The 17103-nt window shown below is 54.8% G+C and carries 13 protein-coding genes; 4 read left to right on the forward strand and 9 right to left on the reverse strand.

The window, feature by feature from the left end; genetic code table 11:
* Positions 1 to 20: 20 nt before the first annotated feature.
* Positions 21 to 728: a response regulator gene (locus ACU6TU_RS13835; protein WP_447141981.1), complete on the forward strand. Its 708-nt coding sequence runs from the start codon at positions 21 to 23 to the stop codon at positions 726 to 728.
* Between the two features lie 6 nt (positions 729 to 734).
* On the opposite strand, the gene ACU6TU_RS13840 is transcribed toward ACU6TU_RS13835, so the two are convergent.
* Entirely contained in the window at positions 735 to 1607 is an 873-nt protein-coding gene (locus tag ACU6TU_RS13840; RefSeq protein WP_447144261.1) for an alpha/beta hydrolase fold domain-containing protein, read from the reverse strand.
* A gap of 277 nt (positions 1608 to 1884) precedes the next feature.
* On the opposite strand from ACU6TU_RS13840, the gene ACU6TU_RS13845 reads away from it, so the two are divergent.
* Both ACU6TU_RS13845 and betT read left to right on the forward strand, forming a co-directional pair.
* Positions 1885 to 2328, forward strand: coding sequence for a hypothetical protein (locus ACU6TU_RS13845; protein ID WP_447141982.1), 444 nt, complete (start codon positions 1885 to 1887; stop codon positions 2326 to 2328).
* 233 nt (positions 2329 to 2561) lie between these two features.
* Complete coding sequence (gene betT, locus ACU6TU_RS13850; RefSeq protein WP_447141983.1) at positions 2562 to 4613, forward strand: choline BCCT transporter BetT; 2052 nt, start codon at positions 2562 to 2564, stop codon at positions 4611 to 4613.
* A gap of 114 nt (positions 4614 to 4727) precedes the next feature.
* Here betT and exaC read toward each other — a convergent pair whose 3' ends face one another.
* On the reverse strand, positions 4728 to 6248 hold the full coding sequence (gene exaC / locus ACU6TU_RS13855; protein WP_447141984.1) for an acetaldehyde dehydrogenase ExaC: 1521 nt from the start codon (positions 6246 to 6248) through the stop codon (positions 4728 to 4730).
* Positions 6249 to 6364: 116 nt separating this feature from the next.
* Here exaC and ACU6TU_RS13860 point away from each other — a divergent pair, with 116 nt between their 5' ends.
* Entirely contained in the window at positions 6365 to 7054 is a 690-nt protein-coding gene (locus ACU6TU_RS13860; protein ID WP_447141985.1) for a response regulator, read from the forward strand.
* Here ACU6TU_RS13860 and ACU6TU_RS13865 read toward each other — a convergent pair.
* The 7 genes from ACU6TU_RS13865 to ACU6TU_RS13895 all read right to left on the reverse strand — a co-directional run bounded on the left by ACU6TU_RS13865 (position 7016) and on the right by ACU6TU_RS13895 (position 16650).
* Complete coding sequence (locus ACU6TU_RS13865; RefSeq protein ID WP_447141986.1) at positions 7016 to 8386, reverse strand: ATP-binding response regulator; 1371 nt, start codon at positions 8384 to 8386, stop codon at positions 7016 to 7018. The two genes, ACU6TU_RS13860 and ACU6TU_RS13865, sit on opposite strands and share 39 nt — an antisense overlap.
* Complete coding sequence (gene nosP / locus ACU6TU_RS13870; protein ID WP_447141987.1) at positions 8367 to 9536, reverse strand: nitric oxide-sensing protein NosP; 1170 nt, start codon at positions 9534 to 9536, stop codon at positions 8367 to 8369. The genes ACU6TU_RS13865 and nosP overlap by 20 nt, the downstream gene beginning before the upstream one ends.
* Positions 9533 to 11737: an ATP-binding protein gene (locus tag ACU6TU_RS13875; RefSeq protein WP_447141988.1), complete on the reverse strand. Its 2205-nt coding sequence runs from the start codon at positions 11735 to 11737 to the stop codon at positions 9533 to 9535. Before ACU6TU_RS13875 ends, nosP begins: the two co-directional genes overlap by 4 nt.
* 4 nt (positions 11738 to 11741) lie before the next feature.
* Positions 11742 to 12254 (reverse strand): molybdopterin-dependent oxidoreductase, encoded by a 513-nt coding sequence (locus ACU6TU_RS13880; RefSeq protein WP_447141989.1) that lies wholly within the window; start codon positions 12252 to 12254, stop codon positions 11742 to 11744.
* A gap of 203 nt (positions 12255 to 12457) precedes the next feature.
* Positions 12458 to 12886 carry a universal stress protein gene (locus ACU6TU_RS13885; protein WP_447141990.1) on the reverse strand — a complete coding sequence of 143 codons (429 nt, stop codon included), beginning with the start codon at positions 12884 to 12886 and terminating at the stop codon, positions 12458 to 12460.
* 11 nt (positions 12887 to 12897) lie between these two features.
* Complete coding sequence (locus ACU6TU_RS13890; protein WP_447141991.1) at positions 12898 to 15492, reverse strand: TRAP transporter permease; 2595 nt, start codon at positions 15490 to 15492, stop codon at positions 12898 to 12900.
* Between the two features lie 177 nt (positions 15493 to 15669).
* Entirely contained in the window at positions 15670 to 16650 is a 981-nt protein-coding gene (locus tag ACU6TU_RS13895; RefSeq protein WP_447141992.1) for a TAXI family TRAP transporter solute-binding subunit, read from the reverse strand.
* Between the last annotated feature and the right edge of the window lie 453 nt (positions 16651 to 17103).

The raw sequence follows: 17103 nt of genomic DNA on the forward strand, positions 1-17103 counted from the left end.
TCTTTCAAGAAGGCACTCCCATGGCAGATGACAACCGCTTACTGATTGTCGAAGATGAACCCAAGATAGCCCGCCTGATGGCGGATTACCTTCAGGCAGACGGATTTACGACCAACAGCCTGGAAAACGGCAATGACGTTATGCCCTGGCTGAGCCAGCATTCACCGGCGCTCGTCCTGCTGGACCTGATGCTGCCCGGCAAGGACGGCCTGACACTGTGTCGAGAGATTCGTCAGCACTACCCGCAGATAGCGATCATCATGGTGACCGCAAGAGTGGAAGAAGTTGACCGTTTGCTGGGGCTGGAGCTGGGCGCCGATGACTACATCTGCAAACCGTTCAGCCCTCGGGAAGTGGTCGCGCGGGTGAAGGCCGTTTTGCGCCGCGGGCCGCCTGCCACTTCTCCTGGTGCTACGCCCGGGAGCACCGCTGACGCGGCCTTTTTGACGCTCAATGAAGATGGCTGGCAGGCGTTGGTCAATGACGAAGACCTGGGCCTGACAGCAGTGGAGTTTCAGCTTTTGCGCGTCATGATGGCAGCACCAGGGCGGATTTTTACCCGCGAACAGCTGATGGATCACATGTACCGCGATAACCGCATCGTTTCCGAGCGTACCGTCGACAGCCATATCAAGAAACTGCGTCGCAAAATCGCCGATACTCTGCCTGACAAGGAAATCATCCGCTCGGTCTATGGCGTAGGTTACAAATACCAGCCGTTGGGGTAACGCTCTTCAATGCGGATTGACCTGCTGATTGAGAAAGGCAATCCCAGCGTCAACGGCCTCTCCGTCCAGCACAAAGCTGGCAAAATGGCCACGCCCACGTAGCAGATAAAGCTCGCTTTCCACGCCTTGTGTTTTTAATTGCGCATAAAAATCCGTGGCGTGGTCAACCGGCACCAGCTGATCCCAGCGGCCGTGGTAGACAAAAAATGGCGGGGCATCCGGCGTGATCTGGCGGGCAGGGGAAGCCAACCTGTAAGCGTCAGGCTTCTCGGCACGGGTGCCGCCGATAAACTGCACCACCAGGCGGCCATCATCAAACTTGAGCAGATCGCTTGGCAGCCCTCCCGCCATCACCGCTGCCAGCTGCGCGTGCTCACCACCATGAGGTTCGGCCAGAGGGCCATCCGCTCCCGCCAGGGCCAACAGGCTGACCAGATGGGCCCCGGAGGAAAAGCCCACGCCAACAATGCGCTGGGTATCCACCTGCCAGTCATCGGCATTGGCATGAATCCAGGCCATGGCCTGCTGTAAATCATGCAGCTGCGCCGGGAAGCGATACTGCGGCGCAAAGCGGTGTTCGATATTAATCGTCACATAACCCTGTGCCGCCAGCTGCTCGGCAATATCGGTCATATCCTCCGGCCCGCGATTGCGCCAACCGCCGCCGTGCACGACCAGCGCTGCCGGGCGCAACGCGCCGTCTGGCTCAGGCAGGTAAACATCCGCGCGCAGCACCTGCGGCCACTCATCGGGCGAGTAACGCTGGGCAAGCTGGCGGGTAAAATCCATCGGTTCATGCAGGGCCTTGCGGGTTAATGCGGGTTCGCCTTGGCTTGCCTGATGAATCCCGCCACAACCGATCAGAAAGGCGGTGACCATTCCCAGCCCGGTATAACGGCCGAGCGGCTTAAGCAAAGCGTTTAAGGTAAAGCGAGCCTGGTGGCTGGTTGCGGATGGAACGCGCGGCGGTTTCGCAAACTTCATGATATGACTCCTTGAGTAAGCTCCCTCCCCATTCGCACAGTCTGACCTGACGCCTTGTTAAAGTCACGTTTGTTGCACACTGTGTGCAAACCCTTTGCACGGCCTGCTGCGATTGTTCAGGTGTCCAGGGGCCGTTGTCATTTTGTCGCCCCCTTTCAACAGGAGAGTCCCCATGCAAACATCATCATTGACCTCAACGCTTTCTCATACGATACGTCGTTCGTTGGCGCCTGCACTGCTGGCAGTGACACTGGTGCCATTGGCCTTTACCGCTCAGGCGGATCAGCACGGACATCAGGGTGGCGAGCGCGGTAACAAAGCCGAACAGATGCAGGAACGCATGCAAGAACGTCGTGCAGAACTGTATCAGCGTGCAGGTATCAGCGAGGAAAAGCAGATGCAGCTGGATGAAGCGCAGGAAGCGCATTACAACGCCATGCGCGAGGTGCGCGAAGAGCATCAGGCGCGCGTGCATGAAATTTTAAGCGACGAAGAACAGCAGGCGCTTGAAGCCACCATGCACGAAATGCGCCAGGAATTTCACGAAAAACGTGGCCAGCGCGGACATCAGGGTCAAGGTCAGGACGATACGAATCCTGAGAGCAACGACGAGTAACCTATTGAGCGGCCAAGCGTTGATTTAACGAAGACGGCCAATATTTTACTATATTCTCCCAACGCCCGGTTTTCCGGGCGTTTTTATGTCTGGTCGTGACGCAATCCCGCATACCTTCACCTGTGAATGTCCTTATCTACCTTGAAGCCTTGGCGTAAACCGCGTATTTTATTTGAACGTTCATTCAAAATAAGAACATTCACCCTGAACCGCGACCCAAGGAGATCGTCTTTATGGCGCATCAAAATTCAGACCTTCCTTCGCGAGACCGCTTGAATCCTGTCGTTTTCCACGGCAGCGTGGCGGGTATCCTCGTGTTTCTTGTCCTGACCCTGCTGTTTACCGAACAGGCAGGCGCTTTTTTTAATGCAGGCCTCGCCTGGGTAAGCAAGACCTTTGGCTGGTATTACATGCTGGCGATTGTGGCTTACCTGGTGTTTGTGGTGATGATCGGCATGTCCCGTTTTGGCAGTATTCGCCTCGGGCCAGACCATTCCCGGCCGGAGTTTTCGCTACTCTCCTGGTCGGCGATGCTGTTTGCTGCCGGTATCGGCATTGATCTTCTGTTCTTCAGTGTTGCTGAGCCCGTGGCCCATTACCTGGCACCGCCGGATCTGACCCCGGAAAGCCAGGCGGCCATGCGTAATGCCGTCGTCCAAACCTATCTGCATTGGGGGCTTTCCGGCTGGGGCCTTTACGTGTTGATGGGTATGGCGCTGGCCTACTTCAGCTACCGTCACCGTCTGCCGCTGGCGATTCGCAGCGCTTTATATCCACTGCTGGGCAAGCGTATTCATGGCCCAATCGGCAACGCTGTCGATATTACCGCCGTGATTTCCACCGTATTCGGGATTGCCACCAGCCTGGGGATTGGCGTGTTGCAGCTGAATTACGGCCTGAACCATATGTTCGACGTGCCGGAAAATCTGAGCGTACAAATCATCCTGATCGTGATGGTGGTGATACTGGCGACGATCTCCGTGGTCAGCGGTGTCGACAAAGGTATCCGTCGCTTATCCGAATTCAACATGCTGTTGGCGCTGGGCCTGATGCTGTTTGTGCTGTTCAACGGCAACACCCTGATGCTGCTGGATAAAGTCGTCAATAACGCAGGTGATTACTTCTCAGGCTTTGTCGCCGCCAGTTTTGATACCTATGCCTATGCGGATGAAGGTGCTCAGGAATGGAAAATGTGGTGGACGATCTTCTTCTGGGGCTGGTGGATTGCCTGGACACCGTTTGTTGGCCTTTTCCTGGCACGCATTTCCCGTGGACGTACCATTCGTCAGTTTGTTGCCGGTGCCTTGTTCATCCCGCTGGCGTTCATGATGGTCTGGATGTCGATCTTCGGTAACAGCGGCATTGATTTAGTCGCCAACCATGGCATTGCCGAACTTGGCGAGCAGGCACTCAACACGCCGCAAACCACCATGTATACCCTGTTGGAGCACTACCCTTATGTGACAATTTCGGCGGCCGTGGTTACCGTTCTGGGTATCGTATTCTTCATTACCTCTGCTGACTCCGGCGCGCTGGTATTAGCTAATTTCACCTCGATTCTGTCTGACGTTAACCATGATGCACCCATCAAATTACGTATTTTCTGGGCAGCCGTGATTGGTCTGATCACTATCGCGCTATTGATGGCGGGGGGGTTGAATGCCCTGCAAAGTGCCGTGGTGATAACCGCCCTGCCATTCTCGGTGGTGATTTTTGCCATCATGATAGGCATGTATAAAGCCCTCAAGCTGGAAGGCAGCAAAGCGGATGCTCGCCGCATGATCGCCGGTAGCGCACCTGGCGGTGACTGGCGTGAACGGCTTGACCGCGCATTGGACACGTCCAACCGCGCCGGGGCTGCCGCCACGATTGAGCACTCCATTCTTCCGGCCATGACCCAGTTTGCCCAGGAGCTTGAAAGCCGTGGCCAAACCGCCAACGTGACAGAAGAAACCCTGGAAGGTGAGTCACTGCCCCGCCTGACGCTTCAGGTAGAGCTGGAAGGCTCGGCAAGCTTTGTCTATCAGGTTTGCCCGCTGCGTATGCGCACGCCGAGCTTTTTACCGGTGGATGACGACTTCTACGTGCGGCTGGATGTGTATCTTGCTGAAGGTGGCCAGGACAAGGACCTCAACGGCTACACTCGGGGTCAGGTGATTGGTGATCTGGTGGCTGAATATGAACGCCACATCCACTTCCTCACCCTGGCAGGCCAGCAGATGGGCCACGTTCAGGCTATGCCCGGTACCATTGGTGAACCGCCGGAAGACTCTCAGCAGACGTAATATCCGCAACATTGAGCGTTTTCCATAAAGCAATAATCCCGGCCCCTGATGTTTTCGCATATCGGGGGCCGGGATTTTTTTTGCTTGCGTCTTTACTCGTTAGGAAAAGATGGCTTAGAAAAAGCCCAGCGGATTGATGTCGTAGCTGACCAGCAGGTTCTTGGTTTGCTGATAGTGTTCAAGGGCGACCTTGTGGGTTTCACGCCCAACACCGGATTTCTTATAACCACCGAACGCCGCGTGTGCCGGATACTGATGGTAGCAATTGGTCCATACACGCCCCGCCTGAATGCCACGCCCCATACGGAAAGCAACATTCATATCACGGCTCCACACGCCAGCACCCAAGCCAAATTCGGTGTCATTGGCAATTTCCAGCGCTTCGGCTTCGTCTTTGAACGTAGTCACCGACACCACGGGGCCAAAGATTTCTTCCTGGAAGACACGCATCTTGTTGTCACCCTTGAGCAGGGTCGGCTGGATATAAAAGCCGTCGTTGATGCTGTCATCCAGCGTTTCCTTGTCGCCGCCGGTCAGGAACTCTGCGCCTTCATCACGCGCGATATCCATGTATGACATGATCTTGTCGAACTGCTCCTGAGATACCTGAGCCCCCACCTGCACATCCGTATCCAGCGGGTTGCCGCGTTTGATTGACTTGGTACGCTCAAGCACCTTGGCCATGAACTCGTCGTACATGGACTCCTGAACCAGGGCACGTGATGGGCAAGTACAGACTTCCCCCTGGTTGAAGAACGCCAGCACCAGGCCTTCGACACATTTATCGATGAACTCGGGTTCCGCGTTCATGACATCGGCGAAATAGATATTGGGAGACTTGCCGCCCAGTTCCACGGTGGAGGGGATAATATTTTCAGCGGCACATTTGAGGATATGCGAGCCTACCGGCGTTGACCCTGTAAAGGCAATTTTGGCAATGCGCTTGCTGGCGGCCAGTGCCTGACCGGCTTCAGGGCCGAAACCATTGACGATATTCAACACCCCCGGCGGCAGCAGATCGCCCACCAGTTTGGCCACTTCCAGAATCGAGGCCGGTGTTTGCTCAGCAGGCTTGAGTATCACGCAGTTACCGGCGGCCAGCGCTGGCGCCAGCTTCCACACAGCCATCAGGATCGGGAAATTCCACGGGATAATCTGACCCACCACGCCTAGCGGCTCATGGAAGTGATAGGCTACGGTGTTGGCATCAATATCGGCAGCGGTGCCTTCCTGGGCGCGAATACACCCTGCGAAGTAGCGGAAGTGGTCAACAGCCAGCGGCAAGTCGGCGTTCAGCGTTTCGCGAACGGCTTTACCGTTGTCCCAGGTATCGGCGACCGCCAGGGCTTCAAGGTTCTGCTCCATACGGTCGGCGATTTTCAGCAGGATATTGCTGCGTTCGGTGGCAGAGGTTTTCCCCCAAGCCGGTGCGGCGGCATGGGCCGCATCCAGCGCCAGGTCGATATCTTCCTGAGTCGAGCGGGGAATTTCGCAGAATACCTGGCCATTAACCGGGCTGACATTGTCAAAATACTGCCCTTTGACTGGCGCGACAAACTCACCGCCAATATAGTTACCATAACGCTTTTCAAAAGTGATAACGGAACCGGCAGCGCCGGGGTTGGCGTAGATCATTGGAATGCTCCTGAGTATTATGATTATTAAAGGTGCATTTACAGTGTTAGTCATGCAGGGTGCCAACAACATCGCCCTTTGGCAGTAGTCACCCTCATTCATTGGTAGGAGTTCGCATGGTTTCACTGCTGGTTGCTGATGACCATCCGCTGTTTCGTGAGGCGCTGCAGGCGGTGATTCTGGGTGGGCTGGCGGACTGCCAGCTACACGAGGCGGACTCGCTGATGGCCGCGCTGGCGAAGGCCGAGCAGCTTCCCGAACTGGACCTGTTACTGCTTGATCTCAGCCTGCCGGATGCTCAGGGCCTGGAAGGGCTGCAGCAGGTTCGTGAGCAACATCCCGGTTTGCCGGTAGCGATTATTTCTGCCAGCCAGACGCGTCAGCACGTGCTTGATGCGCTGGCATTAGGCGCCGTCGGTTACATCCCCAAATCAACCTCGCGTGATGCGCTGCTCAATGCGTTGGAGCAGATTCTTGGCGGGCAAATCTATCTGCCTTCTGACATCATGCGGCGTCCCAACCACGACACGCCCCCTGCGAGCGAAACGCCCTCCCCAGCTATCAACAGCCCAGTGCTCCAGTTGACCGACAAACAGCTGGATGTACTCTTCTATATGGGGCGTGGAAGCTCCAATAAGGAAATAGCCCGCGAGCTTTATATCGCAGAAACCACGGTCAAGACCCATGTGTCAGCCATTTTGCGCAAACTGGGCGCGACCAGCCGCGTGCATGCGGTGGTGATGGCGGGTAGCACGGACCTGGAATCGCTACGTCAACAACGTCGTCAGCAGCATGCGCAACCGTAAGGGTTTCAATGGCTTGAGCAGGCAGTGCATGCCAGCCTCTCGGGTTTGACGACTGATCTCGGCATCGTGGTTAGCCGTAATAATGACCGTTGTAAGCCCCGGATAGCGTCTTTCCATCCGCTTGGCTAAGGTCAGGCCGTTTTCACGCTGCTGGCCAAGATGGTAGTCCACCAACAGCGCGTGAGGTTGCTCACCATCACTGGTCGCCTCCAGCGCAGTAACGGTTGCTGCCGCCCGCACGCGGCAGCCCCACTGCCCTAACAGCGCCTGCATGCCTTCCAGAATGGCAGGGTCATCATCAATCACCCACACCACCAGATGAGCAAAATCAGCGTCTGCCGCCAATAGCGACCCCGCCAGATACGGCCCCGCCAGGCGTGGCGATTGCTGCCCATAAGGCACCGTCACAGAGAAGCAGGCACCTTTTCCCGGCGCAGAGACTAACGTCACCGGATGAGACAGCATGGTGCTGATCCGATCGACAATCGCCAACCCTAATCCTAGCCCACGGCTGTGCTGCTCATGACCCTTGGCGGCCCGCTGGAACTCCTGAAATATGCGCTCACGCTGCTGTTCGTCAATACCAGGGCCGGTGTCAACCACCATGATTTCAAGCCCGTCTTTACGCCGCCGACAGCCCAACAGAATGCTGCCTTGCTCGGTATAGCGCACCGCGTTGCTAAGGAAATTTCTGATCACCCGCGCCAGTAGCGACAGATCCGATTCCACCACAACCGAACAGGTCACGTAATTTAGCGTCAACCCGCGGACACTCGCCACCTGGCGATACTCTTCTGCCAGCGCATCCAGCAGGGTATTAACGCGAAATGGTGCCTTATCGGCATGCAGTACACCGGCATCCAGGCGTGACATGTCCACCAGCGTGCCGAGCAACGATTCCACATCTTTGAGTGAGCGGCCTATATTCCCCACCAGTGACTGGGCGTCATCCGCCAGCGCATGAGTTTCCAGCGCACTGGCGAACAGCCGCGCCGCATTCAGCGGCTGCAGCAGATCATGACTCACCGCCGCCAGAAATTTGCTTTTCGATTGGTTGGCGGCTTCTGCCTGGGTGTGGGCTTCCCGCAGCTGCGCATTGACCTGACTGAGTTCATCCAGGGCGCGATGTAAGGCATCGGTGCGTTCACGCACCTGCTCGGCCAGCAGCACCGCATGCTCGAACGCCGCATAGGGCGCACCGTTGGCCGCACCACCTGATTCCACGCGCTCAATCAGCGCCTGGCAAACGCGTCGCAGACGGCGGTTTTCTTCCGCCAGGGCCTCTGGGTCACTGCTGGCGGCCTGGCTGTCATCAAGTTGAAAGAGCACCAAATGCCACCCCCGTAAACGTCTGATTCACGTGCATGCCATGGTGTTGCTCACCATAGGTGTTAAAACCGACTACCTGTGCCTGCCGCAATAACGCGGATGCTGGCTCCAGCTGACCCAGCGCTTCCAGCTCCATACGGCGTAGAAAACAGTCACAGCCAATCATCAAGGAGGGCGGCCCTAACCGCTGCGTGACGCTGGCCAGCATGTTTTCCAGATCCACTAACAGCGGTGACGGACGCATGGCGCTGAGTACGATGCCATTTTCCACGGCACAGTAGAAACTCAGACTGCCATCCGGATTGGCACGCTGAATGGAGCGCACAAAATGTTGCTCTCCCAGGCGCACGGCCAAGGGATAACGGGCAAACAGTTCTGATGTTAGCGACGCGACCGGCACGCCGACCCAATCGGCATACAGGGTCGCGGCTGGCACGCCGTTGAGTTCTATTACCCGGCGCTTTTCCCGGTCGGCTGCCGTCACGACGAATTTTTCAGCGCGTGGCGTTAAATGATGGGTAGAAAACACATCAAATGGCAGGCGCGTATTGATCATCAGCATGACCGCCGCCTGAGTATGAAAAGCACCTTCAGCAAAAACATGGGTATGAGTGAGATGGTTATCATCACCAGCAGAGCCCCCGAAGCTGGGGATTCGCCCCAGGGCGGCATCCAGCGTGGCAAGCACCTGCTCCTCACGACTGGAAAGACCATCCAGCAGCGTCAGCACAAAACTGTGTTCGTTTAGCGGCGCTACCGCTTGCGGGCGACAGCGTTCCAATAATGAATCGACCAGCTGCTGGGCGCGAGGCAGGTCAAAACCGACCAGATCTTCCACCAGAGCAGGCACCATGCTGAAGACTCGGCGGTCAAAACCAATCGCCACGATACAGCCACGCCCGTAACCCGACGGGGTTATTTCCCCAGCAGTGGTGCAGCCACACACCGGGATATCCGTAAAGGCATCCGATAATGCCTCGCCCAGCGCATCCAGATCATACTCGGCACTACAGAAAAACAGCACTCCTCCGAGGGAGACATGCTTCATTTCCGCTGCCAGATGAGCAACCGCCAGTGTCGCTTCATGAGAGTCGCTAGCGGCTGTGATAATCCCGTTGGCAGGGGCGACGCTTTCTGGAAAGCGCGATGTCATTGCCATGCCTTAAACGCATCAAAGGTGCGTTGCGCCACCTGTTCGAGGACGAGCCAGTGATCCATCAGAACGGGCTCGTGTATCGCTGACTGCTGAACGGCATGCGCAGCTTTGGCCATTTCAAAGGCACCGACGCTGGAAGCTTCACCACGCAGTTGATGAGCCAGCCGCTGAACATCGGTCACATTAATTGGTTCTGCTTTCATGGCTTCTCCTATCTGCTCAAGGTAGCGCGAGGCATGATGCAAAAACAACGCAACCAGCTCAGTGACGGCGGGTGGATCAAGGGTTATTTCCAGCTGTTGCAGTACATGGGTATCGATCAGATGCTCTGTGAAGCTTGATGGCATGCTGGTTAGCGTTTCAGACGATTGCTCAACGCCAATATAACGCCCCATAAGTTGACTTAACGTATTCAGCGTCAGCGGCTTGGTCAGGTAATCATTCATTCCCGCATCAAGGCAGCGTGGCCGGTCATCAATGCCTCCACCTGCGGTCATGGCAATAATGGGCACCTTTGACAGCCAGCCCGCCAGTTCACGAACCTCCCGTGTCAGGCTAAGGCCATCTTTATCAGGCAGCTGGATATCCATCAGAATGACATCAAAAACTTGCTGTCTCACCAGGGCCACTGTCTGGCGTGCATTCTCGGCGACACTTACCTGGCAGCCCAGGCGTTTGAGCATGCCGACCGCGACTCTTTGATTGACGACATCATCTTCCACGAGTAAGACCGAACTATGGCTGAAATCACTGATGTCAGGCGTAACGCTGTCCGCCTGAGGTTCAGCATCCACCCGAGGCAACGTCATCCAGAACCGACTTCCCCTTCCAGGTTGACTCTCCACCCCGATACGCCCCTGCATCGCCTCGCACAAGCGTTTACAAATTGCCAATCCAAGCCCGGTCCCGCCGTAGCGTCGCGTTACCGAGGTATCAGCTTGCTGGAAGGGTTCAAACAGCCGCTGCTGTTGGGCGATAGAAATGCCATCCCCGGTGTCGGTGACATTAAAAAGTAAACCATCTTCCTTGGCGCTCAGGCTCAGCAGAACGCGTCCGCGCTCCGTGAATTTGAGTGCGTTGGCGACCAGATTCAATAGCACCTGACGAACCCGATAGGCATCAAGCATGACCCAGGCGGGCACGTCGGCATCAATTTGCATCTGCAGGGTAATGCCCTTCGCTTGTGCACGGGGTTCATACAGAGCAATCACGCCGCTCATCAGTGCCTCGAGCTCGACGGGGCTTTCTTCCAGCGTCAGATACCCTGCTTCAATTTTGGAAAAATCCAGAATTTCGTTGAGCATGTTGAGCAACTGAGTGGCACTGTCATGAATCGTCCGTGCGTAGTCCTGCACGTCGTGTTGTTGGAAACCCTGTTGCTGGAAATCTTGTTGTTGAGGCTGACAGAGCAGCTCGCTCATCCCCAGCACCCCATTGAGCGGCGTGCGAATTTCATGGCTGACGATCGCCAGAAAATCCGACTTGGCCTGATTGGCGGATTGCGCCTGTTTCGCGACTTCTTCCAGCTGGTCGCCAAGTAACTCCTGCTCGCGGCGTGCTTCCACGTTTTCACGCATCTCGCGCACCAGAAACACCACGACCAGCAAGGCAGAAAAACTCATACCCACCAGCAGCGATATCAGAAGGCGGTACAAAGCACTCAGTTGAGCACGCTCCTGCGTCGCGGCTTCAGCTAAATGTCCATTGATGGCAATCATCAGGCGTTCGGTAAGGCGTGCCAGCGCCTGCAGCCTTGACTGAATATCCGTTAACGCCAAAAGCCCCTGCGCCCCATGAGGCACAATCAAGTCATCCAGAGCATCAAGCTGCTCCTGGATATCACTTATCAGCATCGGTACCTGGGGAATTTGCCTCAGCAAGCGGCTGACCTCACCATTGGTCAGCACGTTGATGCGACTATAGAGCAGCTCAAAGCGCAGATTAATAAAATCCTGTTCATCCGGCGTTATTGATTCCTGGCTTGCGACCAGCAACGCATTGAGCAATTGAACCGTGTCGCGGTCAAGCTTGTAGACTACCCAGGTGGTGTCTTCGCGTAGGCTCTGCGTCAAGCTGTCCTGACGCCAGGTCGTTAATGCCGCCACCATTAGCGCAGAGGCAAACAGCATCACCGAGACGATAGCGACAAATTTAATCCGTCGTGGATAGCGTAAAAGACGACGCTTAGGAGAAGACACTGCGTTAAAGCGCTTCTATTTGCATGACCTGCCAGACAGCGCGAAAACGAAAGGTTTCGCTCAGCAGCTCAGCATCGTGATCGAAAGGATACAGCACCCAGAGTGGACCATACTCACGAATGGGAATGGCCTTTCCGTCACGCTTAAAGGCCAGCAGAACATCATAATCCATGAAATCCTGAACCGGAATATGTGCTTCGTAGCCATTCAAGGCGGAGACATGCACCTCTTCACTGTCCACTTGCAAATAATCAAGCAGTTCACGTACCAGGGGTCCGCTGAAGTCAGAAGACTGATCCGTCCATGGTGTACCCGTCGAAAAATGGTGCTGAGGCAATGCACTGATCATCGCACTATCAAAATGCGCCTCATCCCCTACATTGGTGCGCCCTACATTGCCACACACTTTAAGAATCACCGGCCCTTCCGGCGCAGGAAGCGTTTCTTCGGTGCCACCCGCATTCGCCTGAAGGGCACCCAACAGCCATACGCTGGCTATCCATAACTTTCCTTTCACGGCAAGCCCCCCTTCCAAACGTCATTTTCAAACTTGTATACCATCAGAATACGTCATCTCACGGGTCAGGTCAGTCAAATAGCACCACCCAACCTGCTCAATCGAATAAGAAAACCCCAGTCAGGCGACTGGGGTTTTGAGGGTCTTACCTTGACGTATCACAGTATCGAGACGGAATGATGCATCAAAAAATGATGCCCCGCCTAACGCACAATCATGACCGACATTTTGGCATGATGAACCACATGCTCGGCGTTAGGACCGAGCACGTAGTCCACAAACTTACGTTTGTTGTGTGACGCCATGATGATGAGATCAACATCCAGTTTTTTGCCGACCTTGATGATGGCCTCCCAGGGGGAGCCATCAACAATCACACTCTGGGTAGGAATTTCCTTGGGAATCTTCTCTTCAATAAAGGCATGCTGCGCGTCTGATATCGCTTCATGCGCTTTTTTGGAGAAATCCTTGGGAAAATAAGCGCCCACCATTGGCATGTTAAATTCCGGCAACACCGTCACCACATGCAGGGAAGCCCCAAAGGTTTCACACAGCGTTATCGCCGTCGGCAAAGACTTCTGCCAGGATTCTTCTGCATTCAGGTCAACCGGCAATAAAATTTTCTTGTACATAAGTACGTCTCCTATGCCGTTGCGGTCTGTGATTCAGTCTTCGAACGCCGACGGCGCTGAAGCATGACCACAAAGCCAAATACCAGAAATGCCGGAATCCACATCAGCTCTTTCGTCCAGCGTTCGACAGGGGCCAGCACTTCAATGATTTCCTGATCAAAGTCAAAGCCGATATCAGATGCCTGGCTGCCATAGGCCACCATATCCACAATGGTTCTATCGCCATCAACCAGCAGCGTCAAGCCCATGTTGTCCAGGCGCTCCTGGCCTGTTTCACCCTCAGGCACCGGCACTTGCATATAGGTCGTCATCGGATCGCCAAAATCATCAAGCCCTTCAATCTGTATACGCAAGGTTGAGCCTTCATCAACATTACCCAGCGCCTGAACGAACTCAGACGGTGGCACAGAACGATAGGGATCATGAAGCATATCCATGAAGAAACCAGGGCGGAACAGTGCAAAGGCCACCAACAGCAACAGAATGGACTCATACCAACGGCTGCGGGTAATCATGAAGCCTTGAGTCGCGGCGGCAAATATCAGCATGGCGATGGTGGCGATAATAAATATCACTATCCCCTGTAGCCAGGTCACATCAATCAGCAGCAGGTCTGTGTTAAAGATAAACAGGAACGGCAAAGCGGCTGTCCGCAAGCTATAATAGAACGCTTGGAAACCGGTGCGTATCGGGTCACCGCCGGATACGGCTGCCGCTGCAAAGGATGCCAACCCCACCGGGGGTGTCACATCCGCCATGATCCCGAAATAGAACACAAAGAGATGCACCGCGATCAGCGGCACAAGCAAGCCATTCTGCTGCCCCAACTGGATGATGACCGGCGCCAACAGCGCGGAAACCACAATGTAGTTAGCCGTGGTTGGCAGACCCATCCCCAGAATAAGGCTGAGGATAGCGGTAAAGAACAGGATCAGCAGCAGATTACCCATCGAAATGGTTTCCACCACATCCGCCAGTACCAGGCCTACCCCCGTCTGCGATACGGCACCCACAATAATACCTGCCGTCGCGGTCGCAATACCGATGCCGATCATGTTGCGCGCACCGGTGACAAGGCCATTCCACAAATCGAGCGCGCCTTCACGCAGATCGGCTTTCATATCGCCATGACCACGGAAGATCGCGATAATCGGACGCTGGGTGAGCATGATGAAGACCATCAGAACCGTCGCCCAGAACGCCGAAAGCCCGGGGGAAAGTCGCTCCACCATCAGACACCAGACAAGCACGATAACCGGCAGGATGTACTGCAGACCCACCATGACCGTCGGGCGTGTCTGGGGGAGTTTGTAGATCGGTTCATTAGGATCGTCGAGTTCCAGCTCCGGATAACCGGCTGCCAGTTTAAGCAAGGCGATATAAACGCCAGCAATACCTACTGCGATCACCCAGGGTGCGGCATCACCCAGCGCGGGCTTTAGCCAACCCAGGCCGTAATAGACCACCAGCCCGGTAATCATCATCATGAGCAAGCCACCCAGGAAGCCAATCGCCTTACGCACCAGCGGCTTGGGCGGATTACTGGTTTCCAGCCCCTGCATATTGGCTTTCAATGCTTCAAGATGAACGATATAAATCAGGGCGATGTAGGAAATCAGCGCAGGCAGGAAGGCATGCTTGATAACTTCCACATAGGAAATACCGACATACTCCACCATCAAGAATGCAGCAGCGCCCATGACCGGTGGCATGATCTGACCATTCACTGATGACGCCACTTCAACGGCACCCGCTTTTTCCGAAGAAAAACCTACCCGCTTCATCATTGGAATGGTGAAAGTACCGGTGGTTACCACATTGGCGATGGAAGAACCGGAAATCAGACCTGTCATGCCAGAGGCCACTACCGCCGCCTTGGCTGGTCCTCCTTTATAGTGCCCCAACATGGAAAAGGCGACCTTGATAAAATAGTTACCCGCGCCAGCTTTATCCAGTAAGGCACCAAACAGAACGAACAGGAACACAAAGCTGGTTGAAACCCCCAGCGCAATACCAAAAACACCCTGCGTGGTCAGCCACTGATGGTTAATCAACCCGAACAGGCTGACACCACCATGGGCAAGCAGCCCTGGCATGTAAGGCCCTGCCAACGAGTAAATCAGAAAAACGGAAGCAACAATCATCAAGGGTGGGCCCAGCGCTCGACGCGTGGCTTCAAGCAATAGCAAAATCCCGGTGACGCCAACCACCACATCCTGAAGCAAAGGAGCGCCAGGGCGTGTTGATAGACCTTCATAGAAAAGGAACATGTAAGCACCGCAAAACGCAGCGACGCTGGCAAGTACCCAGTCCTGAATTGGAATACGGTCACGCGGTGAGCGTTTAAGCGCAGGATAGGCCATATAGGCCAGAAAGAGTGCAAAGGCCAAGTGAATAGAGCGAGACTGGGTTGCGTTGAATACTCCGAACCCCACCATATAAGGCAGCGGTGAGGCGATCCAAAGCTGAAACAGCGACCAGACGGCCGCAATGCTCACTAGCAGCTTGCCCGGGATACCCTTGGGCTTACGTGCCCCGGAGTCGGACGAGGCGACCATATCATCAAGATCAACAGCCGCACCGGGGGACTTGTCGTTCTCTGTCATAAGCATGCCCTGCTATAAGTAGAAGACATAACGTCTTGTTAATTCAATGCCTTAAGGCACTCAAACACAATGCGCGGCCCCACAGGGAGGCCGCGCATCACTTCCACTGAGGCAGTTACTTCGTTTATTCAGCTATTAATGCTCGCTAATTTTAATTAGCAACTGCTTATTGACAAATCACTCAATCCAGCCCTGCTCACGGTAATAACGTGCGGCACCTTCATGCAGCGGCGCAGACAGGCCTTGAGTGACCATGTCCTGCGGATCAAGGTTTTCAAAGGCTGGATGCAGACGCTTGAAACGATCAAAGTCATCGAAAACAGCCTTAACCGTTTGGTAGACAGCTTCTTCGGATGTTTCCGCCGTTGTGACCAGCGTGGCAGCTACACCGAAGGTTTCCACGTCATCCGGGTTGTTCTTGTAAAGACCGCCTGCAATCACAGACTTGGCGTAGTAGGGGAATTCCTCAACAATGCCATCGATATCTTCATCGTTGAGCGGAATCAGGTGCGCATCAACCGTGGTAGTGGCTTCCTGAATGGAACCATTAGGGTGACCCACGACGTAGACCATGGCATCGATGTTGTTGTCAGACAGCGCAGCCGCCTGTTCAGCAGCATCCAGCTCGGAAACCAGTGAGAAGGTATCACGATCCCAACCTTTGGCTTCCATGACGACTTCCATGGTGTTGCGCTGACCAGAACCAGGATTACCGATGTTGACACGCTTGCCTGCCAGATCATCGAGTGTTTCGATACCGGCATCCGCACGCGCCAGCAGTGTTAGAGGCTCGCCGTGGATACGGAAGACCGCACGCAGGTCTTCGTAAGCATCACCTTCAAAGTTGCCGGTGCCGTTGTAAGCCTGATACTGCACGTCAGACTGAGCAACGCCCATATCCAGCTCGCCAGATTTGATACCGTTGACGTTAGCGACCGACCCGCCTGTGGAGGGGGCATTACAACGGATGTTGTGCTCGTCACTACCACGGTTGACCAAGCGGCATACTGACTGGCCGACAACGTAATAAACACCCGTCTGACCACCCGTACCAATGGTGATGAAGTTTTCTTCCTGAGCGACCGCTGGCGAAGCAAAAGTCGCCGCTGCAACCAATGCACCGGAAAATGCTGCAGTAGAAAATACGTGACGATTCATATAATTACCTCTTTATCTTGATGTTATCTGCGTTATGCATCTGACGCTGCTCAATGGCTAAAGACACTGGCAGGGCCATTATTATTAATGCTCAGCTGTTAACCAGCCGGTACAAACCTGTTACTTCAAGACAGTGGATCAACAATGTCAGCGTTTCCAGCCAACAAACACTACTGTAACGAAAAAACACCCATTGGCGAATTTTGAAGCATTAACAAACAAAACATTTATCAATACTTAAAGCAAAATTACGTGTGGTTCCAATGAGTCTAGCGGTTTAGAGCGTTTAGTAAGCGTTAATTTAAGGCGCACGTGATGTCTGATGCTGTCATTCTATCTATCAGAACTTGTCTATCAGAACTTGTCTATCAGAACTTACCTATCAGAACTTGTCCTTAAGAACACACGACACCGGTGACGCCTATCGGCTTTTCAAGATCAGCACATCAGCCG

It is taken from the genome of Halomonas sp. LS-001 (assembly GCF_052983955.1).